This is a genomic window from Sorangium sp. So ce321 (genome assembly GCF_051530195.1).
Taxonomy (GTDB): domain Bacteria; phylum Myxococcota_A; class Polyangia; order Polyangiales; family Polyangiaceae; genus Sorangium.
Genome location: NZ_CP150329.1, coordinates 2,048,065 through 2,062,287, shown reverse-complemented (window position 1 = coordinate 2,062,287; position 14,223 = coordinate 2,048,065). Strand labels below are relative to the sequence as shown.

The 14,223-nt window shown below is 68.0% G+C and carries 9 protein-coding genes and 1 pseudogene; 3 read left to right on the top strand and 7 right to left on the bottom strand.

Features of this window, described 5'->3' with window-relative positions; genetic code table 11:
* Nucleotides 1–180: 180 nt before the first annotated feature.
* The 6 genes and pseudogenes from ltrA to WME89_RS07955 form a co-directional block, all read right to left on the bottom strand.
* A pseudogene (ltrA, locus tag WME89_RS07980) lies at nucleotides 181–1,712 on the bottom strand (group II intron reverse transcriptase/maturase); the annotation flags it as partial.
* Between the two features lie 444 nt (nucleotides 1,713–2,156).
* Nucleotides 2,157–3,038 (bottom strand): restriction endonuclease, encoded by an 882-nt coding sequence (locus WME89_RS07975; RefSeq protein WP_438008631.1) that lies wholly within the window; start codon nucleotides 3,036–3,038, stop codon nucleotides 2,157–2,159.
* Between the two features lie 125 nt (nucleotides 3,039–3,163).
* Nucleotides 3,164–4,108 (bottom strand): hypothetical protein, encoded by a 945-nt coding sequence (locus WME89_RS07970; RefSeq protein ID WP_438008630.1) that lies wholly within the window; start codon nucleotides 4,106–4,108, stop codon nucleotides 3,164–3,166.
* 780 nt (nucleotides 4,109–4,888) lie between these two features.
* Nucleotides 4,889–5,083, bottom strand: coding sequence for a hypothetical protein (locus tag WME89_RS07965; RefSeq protein ID WP_438008629.1), 195 nt, complete (start codon nucleotides 5,081–5,083; stop codon nucleotides 4,889–4,891).
* A gap of 432 nt (nucleotides 5,084–5,515) precedes the next feature.
* On the bottom strand, nucleotides 5,516–6,364 hold the full coding sequence (locus tag WME89_RS07960) for a helix-turn-helix transcriptional regulator (RefSeq protein WP_438011911.1): 849 nt from the start codon (nucleotides 6,362–6,364) through the stop codon (nucleotides 5,516–5,518).
* A gap of 173 nt (nucleotides 6,365–6,537) precedes the next feature.
* The gene (locus tag WME89_RS07955; RefSeq protein WP_438008628.1) at nucleotides 6,538–7,647 is read right to left on the bottom strand and encodes a sigma-70 family RNA polymerase sigma factor; all 1,110 of its coding nucleotides are present in this window, start codon (nucleotides 7,645–7,647) and stop codon (nucleotides 6,538–6,540) included.
* A 464-nt stretch (nucleotides 7,648–8,111) separates the two neighbouring features.
* Between WME89_RS07955 and WME89_RS07950 the strand changes: the two genes are divergently transcribed.
* The 3 genes from WME89_RS07950 to WME89_RS07940 are packed head-to-tail and all read left to right on the top strand — an operon-like array spanning nucleotide 8,112 to nucleotide 12,266.
* Nucleotides 8,112–9,014, top strand: coding sequence for a PEGA domain-containing protein (locus tag WME89_RS07950; RefSeq protein WP_438011910.1), 903 nt, complete (start codon nucleotides 8,112–8,114; stop codon nucleotides 9,012–9,014).
* A 20-nt stretch (nucleotides 9,015–9,034) separates the two neighbouring features.
* Complete coding sequence (locus tag WME89_RS07945) at nucleotides 9,035–10,675, top strand: hypothetical protein (protein ID WP_438011909.1); 1,641 nt, start codon at nucleotides 9,035–9,037, stop codon at nucleotides 10,673–10,675.
* Between the two features lie 37 nt (nucleotides 10,676–10,712).
* The gene (locus tag WME89_RS07940) at nucleotides 10,713–12,266 is read left to right on the top strand and encodes a hypothetical protein (protein WP_438008627.1); all 1,554 of its coding nucleotides are present in this window, start codon (nucleotides 10,713–10,715) and stop codon (nucleotides 12,264–12,266) included.
* A gap of 1,130 nt (nucleotides 12,267–13,396) precedes the next feature.
* On the opposite strand, the gene WME89_RS07935 is transcribed toward WME89_RS07940, so the two are convergent.
* Nucleotides 13,397–14,200 carry a helix-turn-helix transcriptional regulator gene (locus tag WME89_RS07935; protein WP_438008626.1) on the bottom strand — a complete coding sequence of 268 codons (804 nt, stop codon included), beginning with the start codon at nucleotides 14,198–14,200 and terminating at the stop codon, nucleotides 13,397–13,399.
* Between the last annotated feature and the right edge of the window lie 23 nt (nucleotides 14,201–14,223).

The following is a 14,223-nucleotide window of genomic DNA, read 5'->3' as shown; positions in this document are numbered from 1 at the left end:
AGTCGGTTCAGCGTCGTGATGGCGGCCAGCAACAGTTCGTCCACCGTTTCCGCTGCAAGCGGCCGCCGCTCCCTGGCGGGTGCGGTGCAGGAATTGTCCGACAGGCCGTTGTGTCCGCCGTTCCGGTAGGGACCACCTTTTCAGGTGGCCCCCCGGACAGAACCCGGCGAGCGGATTTCCCGCACCGGGCTCCCACCTTGGGCAATTCGAGCAGCGAAGCGCTCTGTCGGCCAGGGGTGCCGGATTGTGGGCGTAGGAAGTGGAAAGCGCTCGGCGAAGCGGCTGATTTGGCCCGGACGCCACCGACCGCGCTGGCTCCGTCGCGCGAGCGAACGATACCAGAGACGTTCCACCTCGTAGTGGAACCGCTTCAATGCGTCGGTGTTCGTCGGGACCGCGTAGTAGTTGGCGTGCCCGACGACGACCCGTCGTAACCAGGCATGTTGATCCACTACGCGTGCATGTCGCCTCTTCCGGCACTCGTCCTTGATATGGGAAAGCTTCGCCCGCATCTTCTTCCCGGACGTGTGGCGTCGGAGTTGAAACCTACCCTGCCGATCCTTCGCGGCGATGTGCAGGAACCCAAGGAACTCGAACGTCTCAGGCTTCCCCAGCCCGCGACGCGCGCGATCCTCCCGGGCGTACCGCCCGAACTCCAGCACCCGGGTCTTTTCCGGGTGCAGCTTCAGGCCGAACTTCGCCATGCGGTCGGATAAGGCCTCCCGCATCGCTCGCGCGTCCCGCTCGCGCTGGAAGCCCATCACCAGGTCATCCGCATAGCGCACGACATACACGTCGCCGAACGCATGCTTCTTCCTCCAGGATTGGACCCACAGGTCGAGCACGTAGTGGAGGTAGATGTTCGCCAGAAGCGGGCTGATGACCCCACCCTGTGGCGTTCCTTCCTTCACCTCGTGGAGCTCGCCGTCCTTCATGACGCCTGCCTTCATCCACTTCAACAGAAGACGAACCAGACGTCTATCCCCAATCCGGTGCTCGACGAACTTCTGCATCCACCCATGGCCGATGGTGTCGAAGAACGCCAGGATGTCTGCGTCGAGCACCCAGTTGACCCTCCTGTACATGGCCGTCCCCCACGCATCGAGCGCGTCGTGCGCCGAGCGCTTCGGCCGGAACCCGTACGAGAACCCGAGAAACCAGGCCTCGTAGATGGGCTCCAACAGCCATCTCACCGCCTGCTGGACGATCTTATCCTCCAGCGCCGGAACGCCGAGCGGGCGAGTCTTACCGTTCTCCTTCGGTATCTCCACCCGTCTCACCGGCTGCGGATGATATCGGCCACTGTGGAGGCGATCTACCAGGTCCCGAAGGCGCTCGTCGACACGTTCGCCATACGCTTCCCAGGTGACCCCATCCACCCCGGTCGCCGCTCCCCGGCGCAGGCTGTGATACGCCTGCAAGAGGAGCGGTTCCCGAAGGTGACCGAACAGGTTGGTCCATCTGCCCTCTGGTCTTCCTTTCGCTCGCTGCCGTATCCGCTGCAGGGTCGTAGGCGCGCCGTCCCCGCTCTGTGTCGGGAGCGCGTTTCGTGCAGCGGACTGTCCCTTGGCCTCGGCCCTTCCCTCCATCGACTCGACGGGCGTTACCCACGTCTTCGCCGATCTCCTCGGTACTATGGCCTCGTCCGACTTCTCGAAGGCTACCGCCGCGGCTTGTCGCTTGTCGCTTTCCCGCGGCTGCCTGCCACCCACCACAGACGGCGAGGCACCTTCGAGATCTCCCAGCTTCCGTGCGAATGACTCTCTGAACGTGCCGAACTCCTGGGACCCCGGCGGGAGCACCCTCTCCACGTCCATTCTTCGGAGGGGTGCGGTAGCCTTCGACGTCGTTAACCGGCTCGGCTCCCGCGTTGATGCCAATTTCGGGGCTCTATCGCCCGGCCCGTTCATACGTCCCTCTACGCTTCGCCCCGTGGGTCGCCCCACGCAACGCAAGAGATGGACTTCCCGTGGATGGACTCCTTTCGGGGTAGGACTTGCTCGACTCGTAGTTCTCTACTCATTTCGCTCACCTACTGTCATTCGCCAGCTTTGGCTGGCGCACCAACGGCTTGGGCTTCAGCCTCAGGGCGTGCTGGCGAGCGAAGCTACCCTGGGTGCCCCGTCGTGCTGTAAGCCCTTGTTGGGCAGCCTTGGTCATGGACGACCCTTACTTCGCTCAGGTCGGGGAAGCTGGACAGCGGAGATCTGAGCCGGCGCGTTCGCCGTCTCGCGCGCGACAACGCGCACTTCGCCCTTCTCGAACTGTGCTTCAGCAATGCTGGTGACCGCGTCGTTCCAAAGAACTGAGCGGGTATCCAAGGCGGCGGTATCCGTCTGCGTCGCCATCGAGAAGATCACTCGCCGCACACCCCCGGTCTCACCGGTTGGACCGACAACACAGCAGGGAAGCGGCGGCGTGAAGACGGCGTGGAAGTCGCCGGCGCCATTCTTCGCATGATCGAGCACCGCGGTGCGCAAGTGGGGGGTAACCTGGTCAAGGATCGCCCCTACTGTCGCGGCGCGGGTTCCAACCTCGTCCGTCAAGATCGTCTCTCGGCCCGCCTGCCACCGCGCGCCGGCGCCGTCAGCGAGCGTTACATCGATCACAGTGTCAAACTGGACGTGCACGAGCTTGATGAAACCGCCCACGAGGTTGCGCGCGAAACTGGACCACGGGACGGCGGTGCTCTCGACGGGATCAACCGCTACCGCTTTCAATGCTTCGGCCTTGCGTCTCGCCGCATCGGTAAAGCCGTTCGCCGACCAGAGGATCAGCTTGTTCGTTGGAAGGTCGGCATGTTTCTGGGCCATGCTTTCCACCCATGTGACGTCGGCGGGGCGACTTCGGTCCCGCACCTCGATCCCTAACATGATCGAGTACCCACCGATGGACGACTCGGCAACGACGTCCACCTCACGATCTTCGCCAGTGCGTGCGTCACGCAAAAGGCGGGACTCCGTAACGGTCCAATCAGGACCGAGATCCTTGTGAACCTCGAGCACCAAGCGTTGCAAGATGTTCGAACGCGCTGGCATCGCTACCGTTTCCTTGGGCTATTCCGGGGGCTGCCCAACGACCGCGGGTCTGCCGCCGAGCGAAGCGAGGTCGGCAGCAGCCGCTTGTTGGCCTGTCATGTACGCGTCGCTTCTGCATACGCACGTCAGTGAAGGTTGCCCAGTTCGCCGCAGGCTGGGCATGGAACGGTGAGGACCGTTGCCGGTGCGGCAACCATCCCCTCCTTGCAGTGCCCGCACTCACCTAACTTGATAACTCCACGCTTCTGGAATGCAGTTCCAGTCTCGATGTAGGCAAAAGCCAAGGAGAATGCCAGCTTCTCGAGGTCTGGCACGAGGCGCCGAACATCCTGAAATGTCCGGGCTCGGCTGCTTTGGGTGAGCGGGCGGTCCAATTTTTCTTCGTACCGGATGAGAGACTTGCTGGCGTCAGCGTAGGTGCCGTCGAGAGACACCGGCAATTTGAGAAGTCGGGCCATCAACTCCAATGCCTTCTGACCCATGTGATGCAGGAGAGGGTTCGCCGCGAGCTCAGGTACCTTGTCCAATCGCACTCTGACGATTTCAAAGCGGAACTTGAAGTGAGCGATGCTGTTGCGGAGCTTTGATAGGCCGTCCAAGTCGTAGTCGCGGAACACCTGCGCGAGTCGTGGTGCATCATGAGTAAGCGCCGACTGCGCGTGAGTTGCGAGAAACTTAATGGCAGGGCCAAAGTTCTTCTGGGCTCGCTCGGCATCGTCGTATCGGCCGTTGGCAGCGCGCGGTCCTTTGTGACCGCTGTCAATTGCGAGAGCAATTAGCGGCTGAACGTGGGGCATGATCAAACCCTCACATAGGGTCACCAAGTAATACAGCATCGCCGAGATCACCCCTTCTGCTTCAGTTGTGTACAGAAGGAGACTGTTTGACAGTGCACGAATTCCTGCAGCTGGCGCAAGACGATCTTCAATCTTGGGACCGTTGAGCAGGGCTGTTGCATACTCGCAATATCGCTCAACGGACAACCGGCCGTAGAGGCGCGTGGCTTCTTCGAGCAGTCCTTGATCAACTACGCTAAGTGCAACACGGCCATCAAGATCTGTCTTACTCATACAGTCGCCTCAAGTGGAGGATGGCGCCTCGGCGCAACCGTGCCACGTTGTAGAGTCTCAGTCCGCCACCACAGTTTGTTATCGTTGTGGTTATGCAGCCGTCCGTGGTTGCTGGTCTGGCCAACGTCGCAATCAGTTGCGTCGCGGGGCCTAGCGGCGGTTTATAGCATGTAGGCGGCGAGGCGCCGCGGCCAATCGCCGTATTCCCGCGAATAGGTCGCGACGTTACGCGGAATATCTGCGTATTTCCGTGAATAGGCAGCGACTTCCGCGACCTATCTGCGCATCTCCGAAGATAGGCCGCCGCTGCGGAGACCCGGAGAGGGCGGGCATCGGCAACCTCGCGGAACCTGCTACGGTCATGCTTGGAGTCCAAAACGTTCGCGAAGATTGACAACGAGACGACCGTCTCGTTGTCAGATACCCGAACGGCGCGCTTTGGTTGTCGCCGAGCATGGGTATCGGTTGCCGTTCTCGTGCTGACCATACAAGCTCGCCGGATAAGCAAACTGACGCCCGCGGGTGCTGGTAACACCACGGGCGGCGTGGCCGAACCCCGACAACCCGAGTCCGACATGTCCGTTGTATACTTACGCCCTCTGACGGGCCAAGGAACCGAGCCGTCACGGGTCCCCCGCCCGTCCGCTTCCCCCTCCGCAGACGGGCCCGCCGGACTGCTGCGGGCGGTGTAGGTGACGCGCCCGCGGAAGGGCGCCTGGGACGAGGCCTGGGCCGAACGGGCAGTCGATGCGCTCGCGAAGCCATCGACACGGGCGGCCCTCAGCGCAGCCGCTCCCGCTCCCACCGCACCTGGTCCGCGATCGCGTCGTCCGCGGCACGTACGCCCTCGACGAAGAGCTCCGCGTGGGCGGGGTTGTCCAAGTCGAGGCCGATCCGGAGCAGCAGAGCGCGGTCGTGCTGCGGCACGGAACGGAGGATCACGGCGGCGGAGCGGGGGTAGCGAGCGGGACGCACGCTGCGAGCATACCAGACGCCGCGGGCAGGCCGTGCCGCCGCGCAGCTGGCTCGTGCCTCGGGCAGGCCGGCAAGAGCGTGTCCAGGCGACCGTGATGCGCTGTGGCTTGAGCGCGCCACGGTCGGCAAGCGGCGCGGCTCAGTCGGCTTGGATTCCTTCGGCGCAGAGCCGCGCTCCTCGTCAAGCTTGGAGAGCTCCCGACCGTGCCGAGGCGGCTCAGCGCGCGCGGCCGTGCTTCGGCCCGGCGGAGCGCCTCAGCCCCCGCCAACGGCGGAGCGCCTCGCAAAACAGCGTTCTACCGCGGTGGAGCCGCTTGAGCGTTGTATGAGGGTTCTTGTGCAGCTCCGCGGCTCCTGTCCCGCGCGATCGAGCTGAACAGTACGCGGACTTCCACGTCTGTGTACGTTCCCAGCCAACGGCCGTTGCAGCAGCTACGCTGCTCCATGGCTTCCTACGCCCGGCAGCGTCGTCTTCAGGGCCGACCCCTCGATGTCCTCCCAATCGGCGCCGCGCGCAATGCTGGACCCGCCGTCGTCGCGCTGTACGGGGAAGCTCGTCAGCCTGGCAGCATGCCGCTCGGGCTCGGCCCCCGAGCTTGCGCGGGACGGGAGCGGAGACCGAAGCCGCGGCTGTGGAGGCGACGGGAGCTTGGCCCGCGGGCTCCTGGCGATCAGATCGGGGATCGCTGCCACAGGCGGAGGGACATCGGGCGCGCGTTCGGGAACCGCAGCTGGACCCGGCCGCGCGGAGGTCTGCGCCGGTGCGGCCGGCGCACGCGCCGAGCTCTCGCGCGTGGTGGCGGGCTCGCTGAGCTGGATCAGCTGCGTCTCCTCCGCGTCTGTTCGATAGTCGTCATGCAGACACCAGAGGAACTCCCAGTACCGAGCAGGCGTGCCCGTGAAGGCCTCCAGCTGCCTCGCGAGGACGGGCGTGATCGGGAGGTCGCTCTTCAGCAGCCGCTCCAGGTCCCTCGGAACCAGCCCGGTGCTCTCGGCCAGCTTTCGTTGCCAGCCGGGGATGGTGACGCAGAATGTCTCGAGGACGCGGCCTGGCAACGGCACCGGGCGCGCGCGTGGGCTGGTTATCGCCGCGATGAGCGCATCCACGTGGCAGTCCAGCAGGCGCTGGTGTCGCCGCAGCTCGCGCTCGGCGTCCTCCTTCGCGTCGGCGAGGGCCGACTCCTCGTCCTCGTGCCTCTGCTCGCCGGCCGCGCGCAGCCCGCGCTCTCGGCCTAGCGCTTCGCGCGCCGTGACAGCGAAGCCGATCGCCACACAGGCCATCATCGCGAGACCGAGCGGTGAAGCGAGCCACATCGCACCGAGAATGTCCTCCATTGTACGTTGCCTCCTCGTCGTGAGCGTGCGTGTCCGACGCAAGGCGGATCTCGGCCTTGTGCTGCCCGAAGGCATCACCAGCGCCGCCGCCTGCTAGCTGTCGATCGACAGCCGATGAGTCAGCGAATCTGCTTGAGCAGCGCTTCGCGCTCCAAGGCGAGCCACCCTTGCGGGAACTCCTGCTTGTGCATCTCCAGCAGCTGGCGCGCCTCCAGGTCATCGAGGGCGGTGTGGGCGTCCAGCGCCTGGCGGGCGTCGCGGATCAGGCGTCGCTCGCGCTCGCTGACGGCGGGGTGCACGGCGCTCCTGGGCGTCGCGCTTTGGCGCACGACACTCCCGGGCACCTCGCCACGAGGGGGAGCCTCGGCCGACGCCGCGGGCCTATCCACGGCGACCAGGGCGCTAGCGTCGCCTTGCTGCGCGGACGGCTCCACCTTGCGCGCGGCTGGCGCACCGATCTCGGCGGTGGCGCTCGCGCCGCCCTCTCGGGCAGACGCGTTGACCTCCGGCGCGGCTGGCGCGGAGCCGGGCGCGCGAGCCGCCGCGGGCAACAGCCAGGGTTCCAGTCTGTGCGACAGCCCGGAGATCAGCGCGCCCGTCAGGATGACGAGCGCGCCCTGTGCCAAGATCCTGAAGACCAGGCGCCGCAGCGTGGCCAGCCACGACTCGCGACGGTAGAGGCCGAGCGCCACGGGGACGCACGCCTCTGCGTCCCGTCCCCTTGCAGCCTGCTCGGCCGTATAGCGGCGCTTCTCCACGGCGAGCTGTTCGAGCGCCCGCTGGTGCTGCGTCTTCACCGCCTCCGTCGTGAGGCCAAGCTCGCCGGCGATCTTGGCGAGCGGGATCTCCTCAAGGTCATGCTTGATGAGGAGGTGTCGGTACTTCGGGCCGACCCGGTTGATCAGGCGGCGCGTGAGCGCGTGCCGCTGGCTCCCGCGCACCAGCTCCTCTGGGTTCGGGCACTGGGCTCGGAGCTCGCTCTCGTCGAACGATGTCAGGACCTCTCCGCGACGGCGCGCGGTCCGCACATGGTCGCGCGCCTGGTTGATGGCGATCGTGACGCGGTACGCCGCCGCGTCTCCGCCCGGAGCGATCCGCTGGTCCGCTTCCAGCCCGCGCAGGAGCGCGTCTTGCGCCACGTCCTCGGCATCGCGTGCCGGAACGCCGAGACGCCTCGCGAGGCGCCGGAAGAGCTCGAAGCTGCTGGAGATGCTCGACGGGTTGCCCACGCCGGTAGCACGTCTGAGCGACCCCCTCGGGGTCAGCAAAATGCACGACCGCGATCACTTTGGTCGGACAATGTAGCACAAATCGCTACATTCCACCCGGGTCAGCTGGAATATCGCCGACAAATGGGACGGATGATTCGATTCCGCCATTCTCCTGTGAATTCTCTCCTGAGGCGCTGCTTTTTAGCATTTTCTCCCGGTTGACGTCGCGTGCTCGGCGTAAGTACCGTCGTTGCATGCGTTGCGGTGCGCACCTGTTGTTCATTTTGCTTACGCTTGGCGCTTCAACGGGCTTGGTCAGCTCGGCCGATGCTCAGCAGCGGTCTCCGGCCTCAAGGAGAAGCGACGGGTTGACGGTGAAGGACCTTGTTCGCCGTGCTCGGAAAGCGCGCGACCGCGGCAACTGGGTGGAGGCCTCCGAAGCCTACAAGGCGGCCCTCGATGCCGCAAACGTGCCTCCCGGCATGAAGCTCGACCGCGCGGACGTCGACCGCGGGGCGTTCGATCCCGCCGAGATCGCCGGTGAGCTCGGCCTCTGCGAGCTTGAGCTGCGTAAGTACCGTGACGCCGCGGAACACCTGACCTGGAGTCTCGAGCGGGATTGGGCGCTGCCGAGTCAGCTACAAGAACGATTCCTGATCGGCCAGCGGAAGGCCGCATTTTACGTTGTTGAGCTCGTGCTCTCCGTCGACCCGCCGGACGCCGAGGTCCTCATCGACGGCCAGAAGATCGGTCGGACCGCGCGGACCTACAAGCTGTTCCTGGAGCCCGGACGACACATGGTGCGGGCCCGGGCGCCGGGTCGCGAAGATGGCTTTCACGCGTTCAACGGCGAGCCGGGTGATAAGCAGGAGATCTCGATGAAGCTTCCGGGCCCGCCGGTGAGCAGCGCCAAGGAGGCCCCGGCGGTGCCGAAGACCGCGCGCGTTGTGCCCACTGCACGCGCGAAAGAGCCCGACCCGTGGGCTTCCTGGCCGGGGACGCTGCGCGTCACCGGGATCGCCGCTGCGACGGCCGGCGTGTCGATCGGCGCCATCCTCATGATTCGGGCGGACAGGCTCGACGACGGCCTGACCGCCCGGCGTAACCGGCTCCTGGGCGAGCCGTCTTCGAGCTCGTCGTTGTGCTGGAAGGCGCCGCAGAACTCGGCGTGTGCCGAACTGGCGCGCCTGCAAGACGCGCGCAACCTGTCCGGCCGCGCGGGGGTAGCCACGGTCATCGCGGGCGGTGTCGTCGGCGCGGTGACCGCCGCGTCCTTCTTCACGGACTTCTCCTTCCTGGCATTCTCGCCGGCTCGGGATCGGATCCATGTCTCGCCCGTGGCGACGAGGAACGAAATCGGTGCGCAAATCGAGGCGCTGTGGTGAGCGTGCAGGAGGCCAAGGGGATGGGGTCGCTGTCGCGCCGATACGCGGTTAATTCGGTCGCTGCTGTCGCAGTCTGCGTGTGGGGAGCCAGCGTGCTGACAGCATGCAGCTCCTACTCCGACGACTGCTGGGAAAGGCTGGAGTGTCCTCCCGATCCGGAGCCTCCGCCCGACCCGTGCGAGGGAGACCCCGCTACTGCGCCGGCGCTGGACATGTGCGGGGTGTTCGTCAGCGAGCACGGCGACGACAACCACCCCGGAACGAAGGACGCTCCGGTGAAGACCCTGCAACACGCGATCGGGCTCGCCGCGCATGGGCGAGCCCACGGCGAGGCAGCGACCCGGCGCGTGTACGCGTGCGGCGGGGAGTTCGCGGAGACGATCACGCTGCCGTCGGGGGTAGACCTCTGGGGCGGCCGTCTGTGTGACGGCGGGGATTGGTCATATGAAGGGTCGTTCGGCGGGCCGGAGCATCCGACGATCATCGCTCCGCCGAGGGGGATCCCGCTGCGGGTCTTCGGGGTGGAGGGTACGGCGCTCGCGGGGGACGATACGACGTCGGTGATCGCCGGCGTGCGCGTTGTCGCGGCGGACGCCTCGGCGCCGGATGGCAAGTCGTCGATCGCGGTGATTTTGAGCACGGGGGCCACGGCGATCGTGCAGGACAGCGTGATCGTCGCGGGCAACGGCAAGGACGGGGAGCCGGGGCAGGACGCGGACACCGAGCGGGCGACGGACGGCGTGGAGGGGAACGACGGCGCGTCCGCCTGTACGGCGGATCTTGTGACGGGCGCCCTCCCGGTCGTCACCGTGTGCGACGACGGCATCGAGTCGACGGGCGGCTACGGCGGTGACGGCGGACTCGACGCCGGCGGCGATGGCGCACCGGGGCAGCCGGCGCTCGCGGAGGATCCCGTGCGCGACAGCCACGCGGGGCGCGGCGCGGATCAAACGCGATGCGAGGACGGGGGCGATGGCGCACACGGCGCTGACGGTGGTCGCGCGGATGGCGCCTTGGGCCCAGGCTTCCTCAGCGACGAGGGATGGATCGGTATCCGTGGTGAGGACGGGACGAAGGGCGGCGTCGGCTATGGCGGCGGCGGCGGTGGCGGCAGCAAGTCGCGCGGGGAAATGTTTGCGTGCCCCGCACGTCTCCCCCAGAGTGGTGCGGCCGGCGGCTCGGGGGGAAGCGGGGGCTGCGGCGGCAAGGGAGGCTGGGGCGGCGGCCATGGCGGCGCGAGCATCGGCATTGTCGCGCTGGAGGGCACGGACCTGACGGTCGCGAACACCGACGTGCGCACGGGCAACGGCGGCCACGGCGGGGTCGGCGGAACGGGCCAACCGGGCGGCGTTGGGCGGAACGGCGCCTACGGCGGGCTCGGTTATACCGGAGCCGGCATGTGGCATGCGTGCAAGGGCGGCAGGGGAGGCAACGGCGGTCGCGGAGGTGATGCCGGCGGCGGGCTCGGCGGCGCATCCGTCGGCCTCGCCTACGTGGTGCCCAACTTCGCCATTCGACCCGGGACCACCATTGTTCCCGGGGACCCCGGGACTGGCGGTCTCGCGGGGAACGCCGGCACGGGGGACGAGGTGGGCAAAGGGGAACGCGGCCCACAAGGTGCTCTGGTTGCCTTCCCCGCGGCAAGCGAGCCGCTCCATTGAATCGTGCCGCGCGACACGCGGCCATCGAGGGATACCCATGAACCTGAATTCCGCGATCCTCCTCGTCGTTGCGCTGCCGCTCGCCTCGGCCGGCTGCGGGACCGCACCGGGGGTGGACGACCCGAACGGTGGGCCGCCGTGCGACGGACCCTCGACGTGTGCAGGCGATCCGGTCCCCGAGTCCGTCTGCCTGGAGCAGCTTGCGAAGGGTCAGCTGGTCGACGGCTGCGGCGTGTTCGTCAACATTCCGTTTTTCGGCGGCGACGACGCGAACCCCGGCACGAAGGACAGGCCGGTTCGTTCCCTCCAGCGCGGCATCGAGCTTGCGCGCACCGAACGCGGTCGCGTGTTCGCCGCGAGCGATGGCTTCGTGGAGTCCATCACGCTCCCCTCCGGGGTGGATATCTACGGCGGCTTCAATGTCGTCGATTGGGAACCCCTGAGGGAGACTCCACTCCCGACGCAGGGCATGAGCAAAGTCCTTCCCTCGGTCGGGCAGATCGCGCTGATCGTCGAGCCGGCCCGCGCCGGCGACACGGGGGCAGCGGACGGGGTCTCGATCATCGATCACATGCTCTTCAGCAGCCAAATGCATGTCGGGATGATCGTTCGGTCGGGCACCGCGGTGGAGATCGTCGGAAGCTGGATCGAATCCGACTACGGATTGGGGGGCCACGATGGGGACAGATGGCCGGGCCGGGCAGCGGAAGGACCGGACGGGCAGTATGGGGGAGACGCGTGCTCCGCAGCGACGGTCCCGGGCGGGGCTCCGCCGGTGAACTCGTGCGAGGGAGGGATCCCGAGCGTCGGTGGCAAGGGAGGTGACGGGCTCGCCGACGGCGCCGGAGATGGGGAGGACGGCGAGCCCGTACCCGAGCCGAACCCACAGCACCAGGGGAATGGAGGACGTGGCAGCCGGGCAGACGAGGGTTGCAACAGCGGCAACACCGGCAGAAGCGGCATGTGGGGCGCTGCCGGCGCACCGGGCAAGGGCCGCGGGCGGGTCGATGAGACCGGATGGCACGGCGACGGGGCCGGCAACGGCGCCCGGGGGATGCCGGGCCAAGGCGGCGGCGGGGGCGGCGGGCGTCGCGGTGGGCTCGCGGTGTGCGGCGTGGCCAACAAGGGCGGCGCCGGCGGCGGCTCCGGAGGCGCGGGCGGTTGCGGGGGGCGGGGCGGTCGAGCGGGCGGGAACGCCCAGCCGAGCGTCGGGATCCTGGCGCTCCACGCAAAGGTGACGGTGCGCGACAGCTTCATCGTCAGCGACGACGGGGGCCAAGGAGGCGACGGCGGGGAGCCGGAGGAAGGCGGCAAAGCCGGCCGAGGCGCTCCAGGAGGGGCCTTGGGGGACGGCATGTGGTCCTGCGAGGGTGGCAGCGGCGGCCCCGGAGGCGACGGCGGTTACGGCGGCCCCGGGCGCGGCGGGGACTCGATCGGCATCGCCTACCTCGACGAGGACCAGCTCACGCTGGAGGGGGTCACCTTCGAGATCGGGCTGCCGGGCCCAGGTGGCACGAGCTGGGACTGGTCTGGCGAGGTGATCACGGGCGAGGACGGCATCGCCGTCGAGACGCAGCGCTTCCCTGAGTAGGAGCGGCGCAATCACCACATCGTCACGCGAGCCCATGGCCAGTCTATCCGTTGGGCTGCGGGGGGATAACAATAGAGGAACGCCGTGGGGACGAAGTCTTCGAGCGACGAAATTTCCGGTTTGCGACCTAAAAAAGCACCGCGACCGGTGACGACTCTCATTCTTCGGAATTGGGACTCTCCTGCGCAGCCTCGCCGCCCCTCCTGCGCAGCTTCGCCGCCCCTCCTGCGCAGCCTCGTCGCCCCTCCTGCGCAGCCTCGCCGCCCCTCCTGCGCAGCCTCGCCGCCCCTCCTGCGCAGCCTCGCCGCCCCTCCTGCGCAGCCTCGCCGCCCCTCCTGCGCAGCCTCGCCGCCCTCCTGCGCAGCCTCGCCGCCCCTCCTGCGCAGCCTCGCCGCCCCTCCTGCGCAGCCTCGCCGCCCCTCCTGCGCAGCCTCGCCGCCCTCCTGTGCGCCCAATTCAGTGAACTGCACTACAATCGCGCGACTCCTGCGCAGCCCCGCCGCCCTCCTGCGCACCCCTTTCTGTGGCCTGCGCGACTGATCTGCGGCTCCTGCGCACCCCCACCAACCTTCCTGCGCCGCCCGCCGCCCTCCTGCGCAGCCCCGCCGCCCTCCTGCGCACCCCTTTCTGTGGCCTGCGGAGGACGAAGCCGCGCCGGACGAGGGCGAAACGGACGGCGGCGCGCCCGACGAGGGCGATGAGGAAGACGAGGCGCCGGAAGACGTCGCATCGGGTGAGGACGAGGACGAGTGATCACCGCCCTGAACCGCCGCCGCACGCCCGAGGTCCGCGGCGCGAGCGAATGCCGCCCTTCGCGCCGGCGAGCCGCTGAACGCGCCGCGCGCGGGTAGGCTGGCCGCGCCATCGAGGCGCGCGGCGCCGCCAGCGCCCGCCGCGGCCTGGCCGCGGAACCAGCCTTCTCGGCTCCGCGCGGTGGCGCGGCCTCGACCCCCGCGGTGGCGCGGCCTCGCCCCCGCGCGGCGACGCGGCGCGCGACGCCGCCGTGCGCAAAGCAAAGAGCCCTCGTGCGCGATCGAAGACGTGGTGACCGGCGAGGTCGACGCGCTCGCCGCCTCGTCAGCGAAGGCGGCGCTCGAGCGCTCGAGCGACCTGCTCGCGCGTCTCCTCGATCAGGCTCCGGACCGTTGAACCAGCTGCGCGACGGCGCGCGCGCTCGCCTCGTTCGCGGGTGACAGCACGAGCATCGAGAGGCCGTCGCTGCCTTCGACGTAGAACACCGACGACTCGAGCACGATCTCGCCGACATCGGGACGGACGAGCCGCTTCTGGAACCCGCCGTGCGACCGGATCTCGCCTTCGTCCCACAGGCGGCGAAAGTCGGGGCTCGTCTCCATCAGCTCGTCGATCAGCGCCGTCGCCTCGTCAGATTGGCCAGCACGCGCGATGTCGACGCGAAACGACGCGAGACAGGCACGGCGAACGTCTTCGACGTGGTGCACCTTGTTTTCTGAGCCCGGCTGGAAGACCCGGCGCAGCACGTTGCGGTCGCGCTCCGGTACCGCCGCGTAATCGCCGAGCACCGCGACCGCCGCGCGATTCCACGCGACGATCTGGAACGTCGGCGTCTTCACGAACGCGGGGACGGAGAGGTTGTCGAGCACGAGCTGGAGTGACGGCGTGACCGCCGCGGGCGGCGCGGGCTTGCGCGGCGGCGGACGGCCGTGCGCGAGCAGGAACAGCATCTCGCGATTCACGTCGTCGAGCTCGAGGGCGCTGGCGAGGCGCTCGAGCACGTCGTCCGACGGCGCGCCGCCGCGACCTTGTTCGAGCCACGTGTACCAGGTGACGCTCACGCCGGCCCGGGCGGCGACCTCCTCGCGGCGCAATCCGGGAGTGCGTCGGCGCGCGGTGGTTGCGGGATGGACGCGCTCGCGACGGTCGCGCAGGAACGTGGGGAGGGTGGTAGCCGCCATACCAGTATAGCTGCCCGTCTTTT

Bases quoted from the DNA above. Each gene is read 5' to 3' on its own strand.
- WME89_RS07975 (WP_438008631.1), bottom strand. From the start codon at position 3,038: ATGCCAGCGCGTTCGAACATCTTGCAACGCTTGGTGCTCGAGGTTCAC.
- WME89_RS07950 (WP_438011910.1), top strand. From the start codon at position 8,112: ATGAAGCTCGACCGCGCGGACGTCGACCGCGGGGCGTTCGATCCCGCC.
- WME89_RS07970 (WP_438008630.1), bottom strand. From the start codon at position 4,108: ATGAGTAAGACAGATCTTGATGGCCGTGTTGCACTTAGCGTAGTTGAT.
- WME89_RS07960 (WP_438011911.1), bottom strand. From the start codon at position 6,364: ATGGCCTGTGTGGCGATCGGCTTCGCTGTCACGGCGCGCGAAGCGCTA.
- WME89_RS07935 (WP_438008626.1), bottom strand. From the start codon at position 14,200: ATGGCGGCTACCACCCTCCCCACGTTCCTGCGCGACCGTCGCGAGCGC.
- WME89_RS07945 (WP_438011909.1), top strand. From the start codon at position 9,035: ATGGGGTCGCTGTCGCGCCGATACGCGGTTAATTCGGTCGCTGCTGTC.
- WME89_RS07940 (WP_438008627.1), top strand. From the start codon at position 10,713: ATGAACCTGAATTCCGCGATCCTCCTCGTCGTTGCGCTGCCGCTCGCC.